The sequence below is a fragment of the Streptomyces sp. NPDC058758 genome (assembly GCF_042746075.1).
Lineage (GTDB): Bacteria > Actinomycetota > Actinomycetes > Streptomycetales > Streptomycetaceae > Streptomyces.
In genome coordinates, this window is record NZ_JBHYPS010000025.1 from 71334 (window position 1) to 86397 (window position 15064).

Annotated in this window: 16 protein-coding genes; 7 read left to right on the plus strand and 9 right to left on the minus strand. The window is 75.9% G+C overall.

What is annotated here, in order from left to right; all coding sequences use genetic code 11:
- Positions 1-48: 48 nt before the first annotated feature.
- Both ACFW6A_RS25825 and ACFW6A_RS25830 read left to right on the plus strand, forming a co-directional pair.
- Positions 49-2610, plus strand: a complete 2562-nt coding sequence (locus ACFW6A_RS25825; RefSeq protein WP_386643271.1) for a SpoIIE family protein phosphatase — start codon at positions 49-51, stop codon at positions 2608-2610.
- A 140-nt stretch (positions 2611-2750) separates the two neighbouring features.
- Complete coding sequence (locus ACFW6A_RS25830) at positions 2751-2999, plus strand: type B 50S ribosomal protein L31 (RefSeq protein WP_351846822.1); 249 nt, start codon at positions 2751-2753, stop codon at positions 2997-2999.
- A 90-nt stretch (positions 3000-3089) separates the two neighbouring features.
- Here ACFW6A_RS25830 and ACFW6A_RS25835 read toward each other — a convergent pair whose 3' ends face one another.
- The 5 genes from ACFW6A_RS25835 to ACFW6A_RS25855 all read right to left on the minus strand — a co-directional run bounded on the left by ACFW6A_RS25835 (position 3090) and on the right by ACFW6A_RS25855 (position 6045).
- Positions 3090-3587 (minus strand): peptidylprolyl isomerase, encoded by a 498-nt coding sequence (locus tag ACFW6A_RS25835; RefSeq protein ID WP_351846824.1) that lies wholly within the window; start codon positions 3585-3587, stop codon positions 3090-3092.
- A gap of 119 nt (positions 3588-3706) precedes the next feature.
- A complete protein-coding gene (locus ACFW6A_RS25840) occupies positions 3707-3919 on the minus strand; it encodes a hypothetical protein (RefSeq protein ID WP_351846826.1) in 213 nt (70 codons plus the stop codon).
- 11 nt (positions 3920-3930) lie between these two features.
- Complete coding sequence (locus ACFW6A_RS25845) at positions 3931-4503, minus strand: NUDIX domain-containing protein (protein ID WP_386643274.1); 573 nt, start codon at positions 4501-4503, stop codon at positions 3931-3933.
- Between the two features lie 146 nt (positions 4504-4649).
- Positions 4650-5510 carry a YhjD/YihY/BrkB family envelope integrity protein gene (locus tag ACFW6A_RS25850; protein ID WP_386643277.1) on the minus strand — a complete coding sequence of 287 codons (861 nt, stop codon included), beginning with the start codon at positions 5508-5510 and terminating at the stop codon, positions 4650-4652.
- Between the two features lie 64 nt (positions 5511-5574).
- Positions 5575-6045: a winged helix-turn-helix transcriptional regulator gene (locus tag ACFW6A_RS25855; protein ID WP_386643280.1), complete on the minus strand. Its 471-nt coding sequence runs from the start codon at positions 6043-6045 to the stop codon at positions 5575-5577.
- 116 nt (positions 6046-6161) lie between these two features.
- On the opposite strand from ACFW6A_RS25855, the gene ACFW6A_RS25860 reads away from it, so the two are divergent.
- Complete coding sequence (locus ACFW6A_RS25860) at positions 6162-6680, plus strand: PaaI family thioesterase (RefSeq protein WP_351846836.1); 519 nt, start codon at positions 6162-6164, stop codon at positions 6678-6680.
- A 22-nt stretch (positions 6681-6702) separates the two neighbouring features.
- Here the strand turns inward: ACFW6A_RS25860 and ACFW6A_RS25865 are convergent, their stop codons facing one another.
- A complete protein-coding gene (locus tag ACFW6A_RS25865; protein ID WP_386483386.1) occupies positions 6703-7035 on the minus strand; it encodes a luciferase family protein in 333 nt (110 codons plus the stop codon).
- A 148-nt stretch (positions 7036-7183) separates the two neighbouring features.
- Positions 7184-8344, minus strand: a complete 1161-nt coding sequence (locus ACFW6A_RS25870) for a PP2C family protein-serine/threonine phosphatase (RefSeq protein ID WP_351846842.1) — start codon at positions 8342-8344, stop codon at positions 7184-7186.
- 188 nt (positions 8345-8532) lie between these two features.
- Between ACFW6A_RS25870 and ACFW6A_RS25875 the strand changes: the two genes are divergently transcribed.
- The 4 genes from ACFW6A_RS25875 (at position 8533) to ACFW6A_RS25890 (ending at position 11778) form a co-directional block, all read left to right on the plus strand.
- Complete coding sequence (locus ACFW6A_RS25875; protein ID WP_386643283.1) at positions 8533-9402, plus strand: AAA family ATPase; 870 nt, start codon at positions 8533-8535, stop codon at positions 9400-9402.
- On the plus strand, positions 9399-10820 hold the full coding sequence (locus tag ACFW6A_RS25880) for a VWA domain-containing protein (protein ID WP_386643286.1): 1422 nt from the start codon (positions 9399-9401) through the stop codon (positions 10818-10820). Before ACFW6A_RS25875 ends, ACFW6A_RS25880 begins: the two co-directional genes overlap by 4 nt.
- A gap of 89 nt (positions 10821-10909) precedes the next feature.
- A complete protein-coding gene (locus ACFW6A_RS25885; RefSeq protein WP_351846850.1) occupies positions 10910-11122 on the plus strand; it encodes a DNA-binding protein in 213 nt (70 codons plus the stop codon).
- Positions 11123-11190: 68 nt separating this feature from the next.
- Positions 11191-11778 (plus strand): nucleosidase, encoded by a 588-nt coding sequence (locus ACFW6A_RS25890; RefSeq protein WP_386487302.1) that lies wholly within the window; start codon positions 11191-11193, stop codon positions 11776-11778.
- 39 nt (positions 11779-11817) lie between these two features.
- Here ACFW6A_RS25890 and ACFW6A_RS25895 read toward each other — a convergent pair whose 3' ends face one another.
- Positions 11818-13002: an alpha/beta hydrolase family protein gene (locus ACFW6A_RS25895; RefSeq protein WP_386643289.1), complete on the minus strand. Its 1185-nt coding sequence runs from the start codon at positions 13000-13002 to the stop codon at positions 11818-11820.
- Between the two features lie 96 nt (positions 13003-13098).
- The gene (locus tag ACFW6A_RS25900) at positions 13099-14979 is read right to left on the minus strand and encodes a CocE/NonD family hydrolase C-terminal non-catalytic domain-containing protein (protein ID WP_386643292.1); all 1881 of its coding nucleotides are present in this window, start codon (positions 14977-14979) and stop codon (positions 13099-13101) included.
- Positions 14980-15064 lie beyond the last annotated feature (85 nt).

Here is a 15064-nt window from a genome sequence, read left to right on the forward strand (position 1 = left end):
GCGCGCCTGCGGGCCCGCCGGAGGGGCCGGCGCGGACCCGGTGCCGGGATGCGGCGGGTTTCACGGCGGGCGCATCCTGACTGTGTGACCCCGGACGGCCCGCCCCCCGGCACGCCGCCGCAAGCCTTGACGCAGGCGCTGGCGGAGGCGGCGACGGACGCCGTGGAGACGGTCGCCGGATACGCCGGCGGGGTGTACCTGCGCTCCGGTACGGAGGGCCTGCTGCGGCTCTCGGTGCTGGCCGGGCTGCCGGGCGAGCTGTTCCGGCCCTGGGCGCGGATGCACACCAACCGGCCCTTCCCGGTCGCCGAGGTCCACCGGTCCGGGCAGTCGGTGCACCTGGCGGACGTCGAGGAGTCGATGCGGCGGTTCCCGCAGCTGGTGGCGAGCCTCCCCTTCCCGTTCGGGTCGCTGTACGCCCCCGTGGCCGCCGGGCGGGAGCGCTTCGGGGTCCTCGTGGTGCTGCGGCCCCCGACCCCGGGCCTGCCGGTCGGCGCGCGGGACCGGGAGCGGATGACCCGCGCCGGGCTGCGGCTCGGAGAGGTCCTCGCGGAGCTGTCGGCGAGCGGGACGGGCGTGTGGTGGCCCGGCGACCCGCTGTGCGTGCAGCTGCCGTCGGGCGCGGTGCCGCCGGTGCGGTTCGGCTCCTTCGACTGGGACCTGGCGGCGGGGACCGTGACCATGGACGACGGGCTGCGGTCCATCCTCGGCGTGCCCGGCCCGTCGCCGATGCCCATCGGGGAGCTGACCTCACGGCTCGAACCGGAGGACGGCTTCGCCCTGTGGGCGGCGGCCCGCCGGACGGGGGCCCCGGACGGCGGGGGCTCGGTCCGCCGGCTGCGGCTCAAGGGGCCGGACGGCGGGCTGCACCTGCTGGAGGTCTCGGCGCGCTCCCGGTTCGTCGGGACGGACGGCCACGGGCATCTGGCGGGCGCCCTGGTGGACCTGGGCACGGGGCTGGTCGGCTCGGACGCCACGGACCGGCTGCCGCGGGCGATCCTGGCGATCGACCGGCTGGGCCGCGTCACCTACGTGAACGAGCGCACCGAGCGCCTCCTCGGACGCCCGCGCGGGGCGCTGGCCGGACGGCCGCTGTGGGAGGCGCTGCCGTGGTTCGCCCACCCGTTCCACGAGGAGCAGCTGCGGGCCGCGCTGCTGTCGACGGAGCCTGTGCGCTTCCTGGCCCGTCCGGAGGACGACGGCTGGCTGTCGGTGTCGCTGCACCCGGGCCGGGACGGCGTGACCATGGTGCTCGTCCCGGAGGAGGACCCGGTGCGGGAGGCCCGCCCGCCGTCCGCCGCCGCGGCCCCCTCCGTACCGCCCCCGCCCCCGCCGCCCCCGCCGCCGCAGCCGTCCGCGCGCGCCGGGGACGGGCTGGGCTCGGAGGCCGCGCGGGCGGCGTCGCTCTACCGGCCGGTGGCGCTGGCGATCGCGCTGACCGAGGCGATGACGGCCCGGCAGGTCTCGGCGGTGGTGACCGAGGAGCTGCTGCCGGCCTTCGGCGGGCGGCAGCTGGCGATCTACCTGCTCAGCGACCGGCGGCTCTACCTGGCGTGGGAGACGGGCTTCCCGCCGGGCTTCCTGGACCGGTTCGACGGGGCCGCGCTCGACGCGCACGTCCCCGGGGTGGACGTGCTGACGACCGGCCGGGCGATGTTCTTCGAGTCGATGCAGGCCCTGCGCCGGGCCTATCCGGAGCTGCCGCTGGACGCGGAGACGGGCGCGCGGGCCTTCCTGCCGCTGATCGCCTCGGGCCGGCCGGTGGGCTCGTGCATCCTCGGCTTCGACCGGCCGCGGGACTTCGGCCCGGAGGAACGGGCCGTCCTCACCGCGCTGGCCGGGCTGATCGCGCAGGCGCTGGAGCGGGCGCAGCGGTACGACACCGAGGCCGCCGTGGCGCGGGGGCTCCAGGACGCGCTCCTCCCGCACCGGCTGCCGGTGCGGGAGGGCCTGGAGACGGTGGGCCGCTACCTGCCGGGGACGCAGGGCATGGACGTGGGCGGCGACTGGTACGACGTGGTGGAGACGGCCCGGGGCGAGCTGGCGCTGGTGATCGGGGACGTGCAGGGGCACGGGGTCGCGGCGGCGGCGACGATGGGGCAGCTGCGGAGCGCGGTGCGGGCGTTCGCGCTGAGCGGGCTGCCGCCGCAGGACGTGGTGCGGGGCACCAACCGGCTCCTCATCGACCTGGACCCGGGGCAGTTCGCGAGCGCCTGCTACGTGCTCCTGGACGCCCGTACGGGGGAGGCGCAGGCGGTCAGGGCGGGGCATCCGCAGCCGCTGCTGCGGCATCCGGACGGGACGGCGGAGCTGCTGGACATCGCGGGCGGCGTGGTGCTGGGGGTGGACGACCGGGCCGCGTATCCGGTGACGCGGCTGCGGCTGGCCGAGGGCGCGGTCCTCGCGCTGTTCACGGACGGCCTGGTGGAGCGGCCGGGCGCCGACATCGACGAGGGGGTGGAGCGGCTCCGGCGGACGCTGGCGTCGACGGGCTCGCTGCCGCTGCCGGAGGCGGCGGACCGGCTGATGCACGAGGCGGCGCGGGCCTCGGACCGGCCGGACGACATCGCCCTGCTGCTCGCGGCGCGGTGGCGGCGGGACGGCGGGTAGTCCCGCCCGGTCGCTCACCCGGTCGGGTCAGCGGCGCTGGTCGGCGGGGGTGGGGGCGGCGAGGCTGGGAGGGTCCGTGCCGTTCGGGCCGGACGAGACGGGGCGGGCCGCGCGGCGGCCGCCCGAGGCGAGGAGGTCCCGTGCAGCAGGACAAGCAGCCCGACTACCGGCCGGTGGTCTTCCGCGACCGCTCGGCGGGGTACGCGTTCCTGACCCGGTCGACCGCGACGAGCGAGCGGACCATCGAGTGGGACGACGGCAACACCTACCCGGTGATCGACGTCGAGATCTCCTCGGAGAGCCACCCGTACTTCACGGGCAAGGCGCGGACGGTAGACCCGGAGGGCCGGATCGCCCAGTTCGAGCGCCGGTACGGCGAGGGCGGCTGAGCCTCGCGGAAGCGGCAGGGGCGGCGGGAGCGGAGTCCGGTGGACGCCGTTCCCGCCGCCCCGTTCCGCGACGTGCCGGGTGGGGTCGGGTCAGCCCTCGACGACGCCGGACTTGGCGATGGTGATCTTGGCCTTGGTGGCGCCGGAGCCGGAGCCCAGGGACTCGATCTTCTTCACGACGTCCTGGCCCTGGACGACCTCGCCGAAGACGACGTGCTTGCCGTCCAGCCAGTCGGTGACGACGGTGGTGATGAAGAACTGGGAGCCGTTGGTGTTGCGGCCCGCGTTCGCCATCGAGAGCAGGAACGGACGGTCGTGCTTCAGCTTGAAGTTCTCGTCCGCGAACTTCTCGCCGTAGATGCTCTTGCCGCCGGTGCCGTTGCCCGCGGTGAAGTCGCCGCCCTGCAGCATGAACTGGGGGATGACGCGGTGGAAGGAGGAACCCTCGTAGCCGAAGCCGTGCTGGCCGGTGGCGAGCTCGCGGAAGTTCTTGGCCGTGTCGGGGACGACCTCGTCGAACAGCTGGAACTCGATCCGGCCGGCCGGCTCGCCGTCGATGGTGATGTCGAAGAAAACGTTGTTGCTCATGGGGACATCCTGTCATTACCCGCGCACCGCGCGCGCACGGGCCGCCTTCCGGCGGGTCACGACGCGCCGGTGCCCCGCGCCGTGGGGCGCGGGGCACCGGGGGCGGTGGGGGCCCGGAGTCAGCGGAGTCCCTGGGCGGAGCCGTCGGCGACGGTGCTCTCCACCGTCGTGACGGTCTCGTGGAGGACGGTCGCGGCGCCCTCCTCCTGGAGGAGTCCGGTGGCGCCGCCGAGCGGGCTCTCGGCGGCGCTGGCCTGCGGCGGCGGGGTGACGAGGGCGGTGACGACGCCTGCGGCGAGGGAGGCGATGGCGAGCATGCTGCGCTTCTTCATGCCCTGGTCAACTACTGGGACGGGAAAGGGTTACGGGTGCCGGCCCTCCGCACGTCCTCCGGCGGCGGACCGGGAGCGGGCCGGGCGCCGGCCGGAGCGGTCTCCAGGTGGACCGGGGCGCCCGTCCTGCGGGCCCGGTCGACCGCGGCGAGGCGGGCGAACTCGCCGGGGTGCATCTCCCGCCGCCACTCCTCGACGGTGTGCAGCGCGTAGGCGGTGTGCTCCTCCGGGTCGAGGACGAGGGAGGCGATCTGCTCGTCCGTCAGCTCGCCGCCGTCGAAGATGAAGCCGATGTGGTTGGCGGGCCAGTCGGCGCCGCGGTCGCCGACGAAGTGGGTGCCGAGGAGCCTCGGTTCCCCGGTGAAGACCAGGCCGGTCTCCTCCCGGCACTCCCGCACCGCCGTCTCCCAGGGGGTCTCCCCCGGGTCCATGTTCCCGCCGGGCCACTGCCAGACGTCCTCGCCGCGGGTGGCGCGGAGCTGGAGGGGGCGGCCTGCGGTGTCGGTGAAGTAGAGGCAGGAGTACGCGGTCGCTCTGGGCAGCGTCGCGACGTAGTCGACGGGCGGCAGCCAGGTGTGCGTCATGGAGGTCTCTCTCGACGGACCGATGGGGCGTCCTCCATCCAAGCGGTCCGCGGCGGTCCGCCCGGCCGCTCCGGAGCAGGTCACCGGATCGTGTGATCGGCTCCGGGGGCGGCCGGCCGGGGCCCGTGGGCGCCGCCGGGGGCGCGTCAGCGGGGGGCCGTGCGGGCGAGGCGCCGGCGGAGCCGGGTCTCGTGGACGAGGCGGCCGACGAGGGCGCTGCCGTAGACGACGAAGCCGACGCCGACGAGCCAGGACTGGAGGACGAGGACGGTGCCGAACTGGCCGTAGGTGACGGCGTTGGAGGCGATCAGGGGGGAGAAGACCAGCTGGGAGAAGATCCGCAGTCCGAGGAGGCCCAGGGCGGTGAGGACGGCGCCGGGCAGGAGGGCGCGCCAGCGGATGCGGCCGCAGAGGAGGAAGCGCTGGGACCACCAGAAGAAGAGGAAGGTGCCGATGAGGTCGCCGAGGGCGACGAGGAGGGTCACGCCCGCGGGGGCGTGCTCGGGGGCCGGGAAGGCGACGAAGAGGAGGAGGGCGGCGACGAGGACGGCGAGCCAGACGACGTGGCGCCACATGGTGTGCCAGCGGGCGGTGGGGAGGTCCCAGGCGCGTTCGTAACCGGTCTGGACGGCGGAACCGAAGGTGACGCCGAAGGCGGCGAGGGCGGCGAGGCCGAAGGCGGTGGTGCGCTGGAGCGCCTGACCGGGCTGGCCGAAGAGCTGTTCGACCTCCTCCTCGGAGACCTCGGTGACGCCGAGGCCCTGGATGAGCCAGCGGGCGAAGCCCTGGCCGCGGGAGAGGTCGGCGGCGGCCACCACGATGAGGAGGGGGACGAGGGTGAGGAGGCTGAGGGCGGCGAACCCCATGGCGCGGTGCATGAGCTCCATGGCGCGGCCGCGGTTCCAGGCGAGTCCCACGGGCGAGTCGAGCAGGCGGGCGTGCAGCCGGTGGAACCGTGGGACGTGGTCGGGCGGCTGGTCGCTCGGCGTACCGGGGGTGGGGGGCATGCATGGTCCGGTACCCGCCGGAGCGCCGGGTCCCGCAGCGAGGGGGCCGAACGGGTGGCCCGGGTCAGGACAGGGGGCGGGCTCCGGGGCCGGGAGCGGCGGTGACGTCGCGGGCGGTGAGGACCTCGGCGTCCTCGCCGGCGCACCGGACGACGACCTCGACGGGGGAGCCGCAGTCGGTGTGGCGGATGTCCAGGGCGGGGCCCTCGGGGTCGCCGGCGTGGGTGTCGCCCCACTGCTTGAGGGCGAGCATGACGGGCCAGAGGTCGATGCCCTTGGGGGTGAGCCGGTACTCGGTGCGGGTGCGGGCGCCGGGTTCCCGGTAGGGGACGCCGCGGAGGACCCCGGCGGCGACGAGCTTGCGGAGCCGGTCGGCGAGGACGGCTTCGGAGAGGCCGATGTGGCGGCGGAAGTCGTCGTAGCGGCGGACGCCGTTGAAGGCGTCGCGCAGGATGAGCAGGCTCCACTTCTCGCCCACGAGGTCCAGGGTGCGCCGGACCGAGCAGTTCTCGGTGTCCGTCTCCAGCCACTTCATCGTCCCACTCTAGCCAGCTGGCTTCGTCGTTGACAGTCAGCCGACGCGAGGGCTAGCTTCGCCGTACAGAGCCAGCCGTCGGTGCGACGGACGGGGAACGACGGAGTGGAGTGGTCATGGGGCGGTCGCGGACGGTCGAGTGGGAGGACGCCGGGGCCACCGCGCGGGCGGCGGCGTCGATGGCGGGGCTCGACTTCCTGCGCGAGATGATCGCGGGCCGGCTGCCGGGCCCGCCGATCGCGGCGCTGCTCGGGTTCACCCTGGAGGAGGCCGAGCACGGGCGCGCGGTCTTCGCCCTGGAACCGGGCGAGGAGCACTACAACCCGATCGGCAGCGTGCACGGCGGGGTCTACGCCACGCTGCTCGACTCGGCGGCGGGGTGCGCGGTGCACACCACGCTCCCGCGGGGCACCGCCTACACCTCGCTCGACCTGCAGACCCGCTTCCTGCGGCCGATCACGGTGGACACGGGCAAGGTGCGGGCCGTCGGCACGGTCGTCTCGCAGGGCCGGCGCACCGCGCTCGCGGAGGCGGGACTGTACGACGGGCGGGACCGGCTCCTCGCGCACGCCACCAGCACCTGCATGCTCTTCCCGGTTCCCGGCCGGGAGACGGGCGACGGCGCACGCGCCTGACGCCCGGCGCGCGCCCGTCCGGTCAGCGCTGGACGAGGGCCGGGCGGGCGCGGGTACAGCGGTCGGGAGCCGCGTCCGGGGCAGCGGTGGCCTGGAGGGCGGCGCTGACCAGGGTGGCGAGCAGGTCGATGTCGGAGCCCGCGTCGAGCAGGACCGTCACCCAGCCGGACCCGGCCCTGAGCCGCACCGCCGTGGAGTTCTGGAGGGCGGGCCGCAGCCGGGCGACCATCGCGCGGGTGAGATGGACGTCGGCCTCGTGCTCGCCGTGGAAGTGGACGATCTCCTCCGTCGCCGTCCCGAGACCGAGTTCCGCACCGCAGTGCGCACGGCCACGGGTCAGCGAGGGCCAGCTCATCAGACGTTCACTGGCATGCCTGGCCGTGTTCATACGAGGAGCGTGCCGGGCTCCGGGGCGCGGCACAAGCGTCCTGGCGAAAGAATCGCGTCGGGGCCGGAAACCGTCGGTCGGAGCGGGCGGGGTGACGGTGCGTCACCCCGCCCGCTCAGGTCGCCGGACGGCTGCGGACGCGGGCCGCGAGGACGGCGACGTCGTCCTCCGCTCGGTGGGCGTCGAGCCGGGCCAGGACCTCGTCGACGACCCGTTCCGGCCCGGGGTCCGGGGGCAGCCGGAGTCCGGCCAGCCGGGCCAGCGAGACGTCGATGTCCTCGCCCCTGCGCTCGACCAGGCCGTCGGTGAAGAGCAGCAGCGTGTCGCCCTCCGCCAGCGGCCGGGTGGCGGGGTCGTAGCCGCCGACGCCGGTGCCCAGCGGCGGGCCGACGGGCAGGTCCACCAGTTCGGCCGAGCCGTCCGCGCCGAAGACCGCCGGCGGGAGGTGGCCCGCGCTGGCGAAGGTCGCGGTGCCGCGTCCCGGGTCCACCCGCACCAGGAGGCAGGTCGCCGGACGGCGGGCGCCGTCCTCCGCGACGACCGCGTCCAGGTGGCGCAGCACCCGGTGGGGCGGCAGGTCGGTGGCGGCGACCTCGCGGAGCGCGGAACGGTAGGCGTTCATGTCGACGGCCGCGTCGAGGCCGTGGCCCATCACGTCGCCGACGACGAGCAGGCTGCGGCCGAAGTGGAGCCGTACCGTCTCGAACCAGTCACCGCCGACCAGGGTCCGGGGCCCGGCGGGCAGGTAGCGGCCGGCGATCTCCAGGTTGGGGTGCGGCCGGCCGGGTTCGGCGACGAGGGCCCGCTGGAGGTGGAGGGCGGTGTCCTCGGTGGCGGCGAGCCGCCGGGCGTGCCGGACGTGGCGGGCGGCGAGCCGTGCCGCCTGCCGCAGCACGACGAGGTCGTCGTCGGTGTACGGCCGCCCGGACCGGGTGACCGTGACCGTGCCGAGGGGCCGCTCGCGGCCCACGGCGAGCGGGGCGGTCAGCACGTGGACGGCCTCCTCCCCGCCGGGGGCCGCCGGGGCCGCGTCCTCGCTGTGGGCGGAGGCCGCGTCCTCGCCGTGGGCCGGGGCCGGCTCGATGGTGGCGGTGGTGCCGGGGTGGCGGGCGAGGAAGGCGACGAGTTCGCGGCAGGTGGTGGTCTCGTCGAGCGTGGTGCCGATGGAGCCGATCGCCGCGTCCAGGGCCTCGGCGAGGTGCCGTCCGGCCGCCCCGTCGGGCTCCCGCCCCGTGACGGCCGGGGCGGGAGCGGCTGCCTGGTCTCGTTCCGCCACGACACCTCCACCGCCGTGCGGTCACCGGGCGGGCGGCGGGCGCCCGCTCACCCCATTGCACCAGCGGGCGGCGTTCCGCGCGCGGCGCGCACCGGCGCGGAGAACGGTTGTGCGGCGATGCGGGATCTGATCAAGTACAGCCTGAGGCTACCGGTCGGTACATTTCTTCGCTCCCCGGGGGGACAGCCATGACGAACGGGTTCTTCGGCTCCGTCGACGAGGTCGCGGAGCGACTGGCGGCGACCGGCTATCTGGCCTCCCCCGCCATCGCGACCACGGTCTTCCTCGCCGACCGGCTGGGCAAGCCGCTCCTGGTCGAGGGGCCCGCGGGCGTCGGCAAGACGCAGCTGGCCAAGGCCGTCACGGAGGCGACGGGCGCCCGGCTCGTACGGCTCCAGTGCTACGAGGGCGTCGACGAGGCCCGCGCCCTGTACGAGTGGAACCACGCCAAGCAGCTGCTGCGGATCACGGCGGGCCGGGGCGAGTCCTGGGACGAGACCCGCACCGACATCTTCGGCGAGGAGTTCCTGCTCCCCCGGCCGCTGCTGACCGCGATCCGCTCCGAGGAGCCGACCGTGCTGCTCGTGGACGAGACCGACAAGGCGGACGTCGAGGTGGAGGGCCTGCTCCTGGAGGTCCTCGGGGACTTCCAGGTCACCGTGCCCGAGCTGGGGACGATCACCGCCGCCCGGCGTCCCTTCACGGTGCTCACCTCGAACGCGAGCCGCGAGCTGTCCGAGGCGCTGCGCCGGCGCTGCCTCTTCCTCCACATCGGCTTCCCGGAGGAGGAGCTGGAGCGCCGGATCGTCACGCTCAAGGTGCCCGGCCTCGACGCGGCCCTCGCCGCCTCCGTCGTCCGGGTCGTGGGGGCGCTGCGCGCGATGGACCTGCGGAAGGTGCCGTCCGTCTCGGAGACGATCGACTGGGCGCGGACGCTGCTCGCGCTCGGCGCGGACCGGCTGGACGAGCGGGTCGTCCGGGAGACCCTGGGGGTGCTGCTCAAGCACCAGGGCGACATCGTGAAGGCCGGGGCCGAGCTCGACCTGGAGGCGGTGTGACCGGCGGCGGGGCGACGACCGGCGCCGGTGCCGCCCCGGCCGACGGGCCCGTGGCGCGGCTGACCGGGCTCGTGGGCGCGCTGCGCGACCACGGTTTCGGCATCGGCACCGGCGAGACGGTCGACGCGGGGCTGGCGCTGGAGGCGGTCGGGTTCGCCGACCGGGAGCGGATGCGCGAGGCCCTCGCCGCGACCCTGCTCCACGGGGAGCGGCAGCGCCCCGTCTTCGACCGGGTCTTCGACCTGTACTTCCCGGCGACGGTGACCGGCGCCGGGACCGGACGGCACGAGGGCGGGGACGGGGACGGGGACGGCGGCGACCTCGCCGGGCTGCGCACGCGGCTCGCGGAGGCCCTCGCCGCCGGCGACACCACCCTCCTGGACCGGCTCGCGGCCGAGGCCGTGGCCGGCTTCGGCGGCTACGGCTCCGGTCCGGGGAGCGACGGCTGGTCGTCACACCAGACGCTCTCCCGGCTCCGCCCCGAGACGCTCCTGGCCCGGGTGCGCGCGGCGCGCACGGCCGCCGGACAGGAACCCGCCTTCACCGACCGGCTGCTCGACGACGAGATCCGGCGGGCGATCGAGGGGTTCCGCGAACGGGTGCGGACCGAGGCGCGGCGGCGGGTCGCCGAGCGGCAGGGCCGCGACCGGGTGGCCCGGCGGGCGGTCGCCGGAACGGCCGACCGGGTGGACTTCCTGCTGGCCGGACGCGAGCAGCTGGACGAGCTGCGGCGGACGGTGCGGCCGCTGGCCCGGAAGCTGGCGACCCGGCTCGCGGCCCGACGGCGGCGGGCCGCGCGCGGCGAGATCGACCTGCGCCGGACCCTGCGGAGCTCGCTGTCGACCGGCGGCGTGCCGGTCCGGCCGGTGCTGCGCCGACGCCGTCCGGGCCGTCCGGAACTGGTGCTGCTGTGCGACGTGTCCGGGTCGGTGGCCGGCTTCGCCCAGTTCACGATGGCGCTGGTGCAGGCGCTGCGCGACCAGTTCAGCCGGGTGCGGGTGTTCGCCTTCGTCAACCGGGTCGACGAGGTCACCGACTTCCTGGCCCGCGGTGCGGCGGACCCGGCGGCCCTCGGCGAGCGGATCCTCGCGGAGGCCCGGCTGACCGGCCGGCACGGGCAGAGCGACTACGGGACGGCGCTCGACGAGTTCGTCGAGCGGTACGCGGACGCGCTCGGCCCGCGCACGGTCGTCTTCGTCCTCGGCGACGCCCGCACCAACCGCGCCGACCCCCGCACGGAGTCGCTGCGGCTGATCGCGGACCGGGCCCGCCGCGTCCACTGGCTCAACCCCGAGCAGCCCGCGCTGTGGGGCACCGGCGACTCGGTGGCCCCGCTCTACGCCGAGCTGGTGGACATGCGGTCCTGCCGCGACGCCCGCCGGCTCGGCGAACTGATCGGCCGCCTGCTCCCCGTCTGACAGCCGCCCCGGCCCCCGCCCCGCCTCGGTCCCCCGCCCCGCCCGGCGAACGCGGGACACGGCGGGCCCGCCCGTGGCACGATCGGACCGTGCCGACGAACCGATCCGACCTCCCCGGGACCGACTTCCCGCGCGGTGTCGGCGCTCCGGCGACCCGCGCCCTCGTCGCCGCCGGCTACTCCCGGCTCGACCGGCTCGCGGACGTGCCGGCGGCCGAGCTCGCGGCCCTGCACGGCGTGGGGCCGAAGGCCCTGCGGGTGCTCGGCGAGGCGCTGGCCGAACACGGCCGCTCGCTCGGCTGACCGCCCTCCCCGCTCCCCCGCCCGTCCCGGTTGCACGGTCCCCGGGCGGGCGAATTAGCGTGGGGCCCATGGAACTCCTGGGAGACATCGCCCCCGACCGTCCGCTGCTCGTCCTCGCCGTGAAGGAGGAGGCGCAGTTCCTGGACACGGCCCTGCCCGTGCTCCTCACCGGCATGGGCAAGGTGAACGCGGCGACCGCGCTCGCCACCGCCCTGGCCCGGGGGCCGCGTCCCTCCGGCATCGTCAACCTCGGCACCGCGGGCGCCCTGCGGCCGGGCTGGACGGGCACCCACGTCGTCGGGACGGTCGTCCAGCACGACCTGGACGGCGAGCTCCTCGCGACGCTGACCGGCGAGACGTACGGGGCGCCGATCGCCCTCCCCGACGGCGGTGACGTGGTCCTCGCCACCGGGGACGCGTTCATCTCCGACGAGGCCGCCCGGGCCCGGCTGGCCGAGCGGGCCCCGCTGGTCGACATGGAGGGGTACGCCCTGGCCGCCGCCGCGGAGCTCGCCGGGGTGCCACTGCGCATCGTGAAGCACGTCAGCGACGAGGCGGGCGAGGGCGCCGACCGCACCTGGCGCGAGTCGGTCGCCGCCTGCGCCCGCGAGCTGGCCGACTGGGCGGCCGCCCACATCCCGGCGTACCGCGCCTGACCCCCGCGCGGACCGTCCCGCCCCCGTGCCCCGCTCGGCTCACGGGTTCTGGAAGTGGACCTCCGGGTGTTCCGGCGCCGGGCCGTCGAGCGGGCCGCTGGGGGCCCCGCGCAGATGGCGGTCGAAGAAGGCCGCCACGTGGGCGCGGGTCAGGTGGACGGCCCGCTCGGGCGCGAGGTCCGCGGCGGGCAGGCCGAAGTGGCGCTCGGCCAGCGGGAAGTCGGAGAAGGTCGAGTGCCGCGCCCCGGCGACCGTGAGCCACCGCTTCCACCCGTCGAGCCGCGGCCAGACCCGGTCCCAGGTGGTGTCCAGGCCGCCGGGCAGATGGACCTCGTCGTGCGTGCCGAGCATCAGGAACGGCCGGCCCCGCAGACCCTCGGGGGGCAGGTCCTCCCAGAAGGCCCCGTCCATGTTCACGCCCGCGTCGACCCTGCGGTCGGCCGCCATCGTGGTGGCCGCGCTCGCGCCGCCGATGGAGTGCCCGGCCATGCCGATCCGGCGGGCGTCGATCACGCGCGCGTGGCGCCACGCCGGGGCGGGGCCGGTGAGGCGGTCCAGGACGAAGCGCATGTCGGCGGCCCGGGTGGAGGTCACGACGCTTCCGGGGACGCCCTGTTCGTCGAGGGCGACGCAGGCGACGCAGGCCAGCGTCTCGCCGCCGGGGAGGGTGATGCCGTACGACTCGTAGGCGTGGTCGACGGAGGCGACGACGTAGCCGCGCGAGGCGAGGTCCTCGGCGAGGTGGGTGAGGGTCCAGCGGGAGACGGAGAAGCCCGGCGAGAGCAGGAGCAGCGGGCGGCGCCCGGGTGCGGGGCGGACGTCGCTCCGGCCGTGCGTCCGGGTGGCGGCCAGGACGTCCGCCGGCATCGCGGCGCCCGCGCCCAGGCCCTCGGCGAGCCGCCGCGCCTCCTCACGGGTCGCGTAGGGGGCCCGGGCGCCGCCACCGGGGCGGGCGGCCGGGTAGTGGAGGGTGACCATCAGCCGCCGCCCGTCGGCCGTCGGCACCCAGGGGTCCGTACGGGAGCGGTCGACGAGCGGCAGCACGGTGCTGCCCACGGGGTGCGGTCCGGTCGGAGCCGGCAGCGCGAACGGAACCGCGGCCGCGCGGGCGTCGGCACCGCCGCGGACACCGGCGGCGGCCGCGCCGGAGGCGGCGGCCCCGGCGGATAACGCGAGGGAGCAGGCGAGGACGGCGGCCGCGGCCGCCCGGGTGAGTCGCTTCATGCGGGCCACGCTAGAAGCGCTCCCCCGGGCACCGCGTCCACCCGGAGGCGTAGTCCACCGCGTCGGCGTCGGTCCGGGGGCGCGGGACCGGCGGCCTCAGCCCAGGGGCAGCTCCAGGAAGGATGCGGCCTCGGGCGGCGAGCCGAGTCCGGTCTGCGTCCAGGTGACGGAGGCGTCCCCGTACAGCGGGTCCTTGCTGTCGACGACGAGCATCAGCCGGTGGCCGGCGGGGACGTCGTACCAGGCGGCCTGGAGGCGCCAGGTGACGGTGGTGTCCCGGTCGGGCGTCAGGTCGTAGGCGTTGAGCGGCGCGTGGGTGACGATGCGGGCCGTGTCGTCCTCGGCGACGTCGAAGAGGTGGGCGATGAGGCCGGCCGCGGAGACGGTGGAGCGGACGGTGAGGCGGAGCCTCGGAACGCCGCGGACGCGCCGGCCGACGGGCCCGCCGTCGGCCGGGACGAGGGGCTCGGTGGTCCAGGCGAGGGCGTGCCGCCGGTCGATCTTGCGGGTGTCGTAGGTTTTCGGGTCGCCCTTCCACTCGGCCTGGCCGGTCCTGAGCGGTTCGCCCATCGCGGTGGCCTCGGTGTCGACGCCCGCGAGGAAGGTGCGGCGCCAGCCGGTCGTCGCCCCGTCCTCCCCCGCGGCGACGAGCCGGCCGTCGGTGCCGCCGGCCCCCTCGCCGGTGAGGCTGAGGAGCTCGTGGCCGACGGTGGCGTCCCGCCAGGTGGGCCGGGACTCGCGCACGGCGGGTGCGACGATCCGCCGGGCGCCGGTGGGCCGTCCGGTGACCGGGTCGGTCACGGGCTCGGTGACGTACGTGAACATCACCTGGCCGCAGACCTCGTCCCACTCCTCCACGCCGTTGCGCTCGCCCTTGAGGTGGTGGTCGAGCCAGGCGTACGCCTCGTCCAGGACGGGGTCGGGGGCGCCGGGCGCGGCGCCGAGGAGGCCGGCCCCCTCGGGGGCGGCGTGGTCGCCGATCCAAAGGTTGAGCCGCTTGGGCACGCGGAGCCGGTCGAAGGCGTCCACGACCCCGTTGACCGGGAAGAGGCTCTCGTGCCAGGTGTTCGAGAAGAAGGTGGGGGTGCCGTGGTCGTCGGTGAGGTCGGCGTACGTCTCCGGGGAGCGGCGCTCGGCCCAGCGGACGACCGCGTCCGGGTTCCGGTCGCCGAGGAAGTCGTCGAGGATCCGCCGGTTCTCCTCGTCGAACTTCTCCTCCACGGGCCCGCCGGTGAAGCCGATGAGGGCCTTCACCGCGGCCAGGTGGCGGGTCCCGTTCTCGTACAGGCTGGTGGCGAGGTTGCCCCAGGTGCCGAGGGCGACGACGGCGGCGACGCGTTCGTCGTGGGCGGCGACGAGCTGGCTGATGCCGGAGCCGTAGGACACGCCCAGGAAGCCGGTGACGGCGGGGGCGAACCGCTCGATGCCGAAGTCCACGACGGTGGAGCCGTCGGCCACGTCGTACGGGCCGGCGACGTCGACGTGCCCCTCCGAGGTGGTGGGGAGGCCGGGGATGCCGAGGCCGCGCGGGGTGTAGGCGAGGACGTGGTAGCCGCGCAGGGCGAGATCGAGGTAGACGCCGGGGAAGAGGCCCCAGCCGAAGGGGGTCCATCCGGAGGGGACGACGACGAGGGGGTGGGGGCCCGGGGCGAGCTGCCGCAGGCTGAAGGCGGAGAGCCGGAGGCCGTCGGTGGTCTCTATCCGGTGGTGGCCCGGCAGGGCGAGGCCGCGCACGCGCGCGACCCGCGCGGCCGGTCCGGCGGGGAGCGCGTCCCGGGCGGTGTCGTCGTCGGCGAGGAGGGCGGTGAGGACGGTCCGGCCGAAGCGGACGGCCTCCGGGTGGACCGTCCCGCCGGAGGCCCACAGGCCGTCGGCGGCGACGCGGTCCGCGTCGGCCTCGGTGAGGGCCCTTTCTGCCCCGGGGAACCCCGGGAACTCCTCGGACGAGCCGTCGGTGGTGGAGCTGGGCTGGGGCACGTGCACCCGTTCCTCTCGGCTGGAGTGCGACTGTCCGTCATACGGACGCACGCAAGCCTCACGTATCGGGAAGGGAGCGGCCAGA

Bases quoted from the DNA above. Each gene is read 5' to 3' on its own strand.
- ACFW6A_RS25825 (WP_386643271.1), top strand. From the start codon at position 49: ATGCGGCGGGTTTCACGGCGGGCGCATCCTGACTGTGTGACCCCGGAC.
- ACFW6A_RS25835 (WP_351846824.1), bottom strand. From the start codon at position 3,587: ATGAGCAACAACGTTTTCTTCGACATCACCATCGACGGCGAGCCGGCC.
- ACFW6A_RS25840 (WP_351846826.1), bottom strand. From the start codon at position 3,919: ATGAAGAAGCGCAGCATGCTCGCCATCGCCTCCCTCGCCGCAGGCGTC.
- ACFW6A_RS25845 (WP_386643274.1), bottom strand. From the start codon at position 4,503: ATGACGCACACCTGGCTGCCGCCCGTCGACTACGTCGCGACGCTGCCC.
- ACFW6A_RS25850 (WP_386643277.1), bottom strand. From the start codon at position 5,510: ATGCCCCCCACCCCCGGTACGCCGAGCGACCAGCCGCCCGACCACGTC.
- ACFW6A_RS25855 (WP_386643280.1), bottom strand. From the start codon at position 6,045: ATGAAGTGGCTGGAGACGGACACCGAGAACTGCTCGGTCCGGCGCACC.
- ACFW6A_RS25860 (WP_351846836.1), top strand. From the start codon at position 6,162: ATGGGGCGGTCGCGGACGGTCGAGTGGGAGGACGCCGGGGCCACCGCG.
- ACFW6A_RS25865 (WP_386483386.1), bottom strand. From the start codon at position 7,035: ATGAGCTGGCCCTCGCTGACCCGTGGCCGTGCGCACTGCGGTGCGGAA.
- ACFW6A_RS25875 (WP_386643283.1), top strand. From the start codon at position 8,533: ATGACGAACGGGTTCTTCGGCTCCGTCGACGAGGTCGCGGAGCGACTG.
- ACFW6A_RS25890 (WP_386487302.1), top strand. From the start codon at position 11,191: ATGGAACTCCTGGGAGACATCGCCCCCGACCGTCCGCTGCTCGTCCTC.
- ACFW6A_RS25895 (WP_386643289.1), bottom strand. From the start codon at position 13,002: ATGAAGCGACTCACCCGGGCGGCCGCGGCCGCCGTCCTCGCCTGCTCC.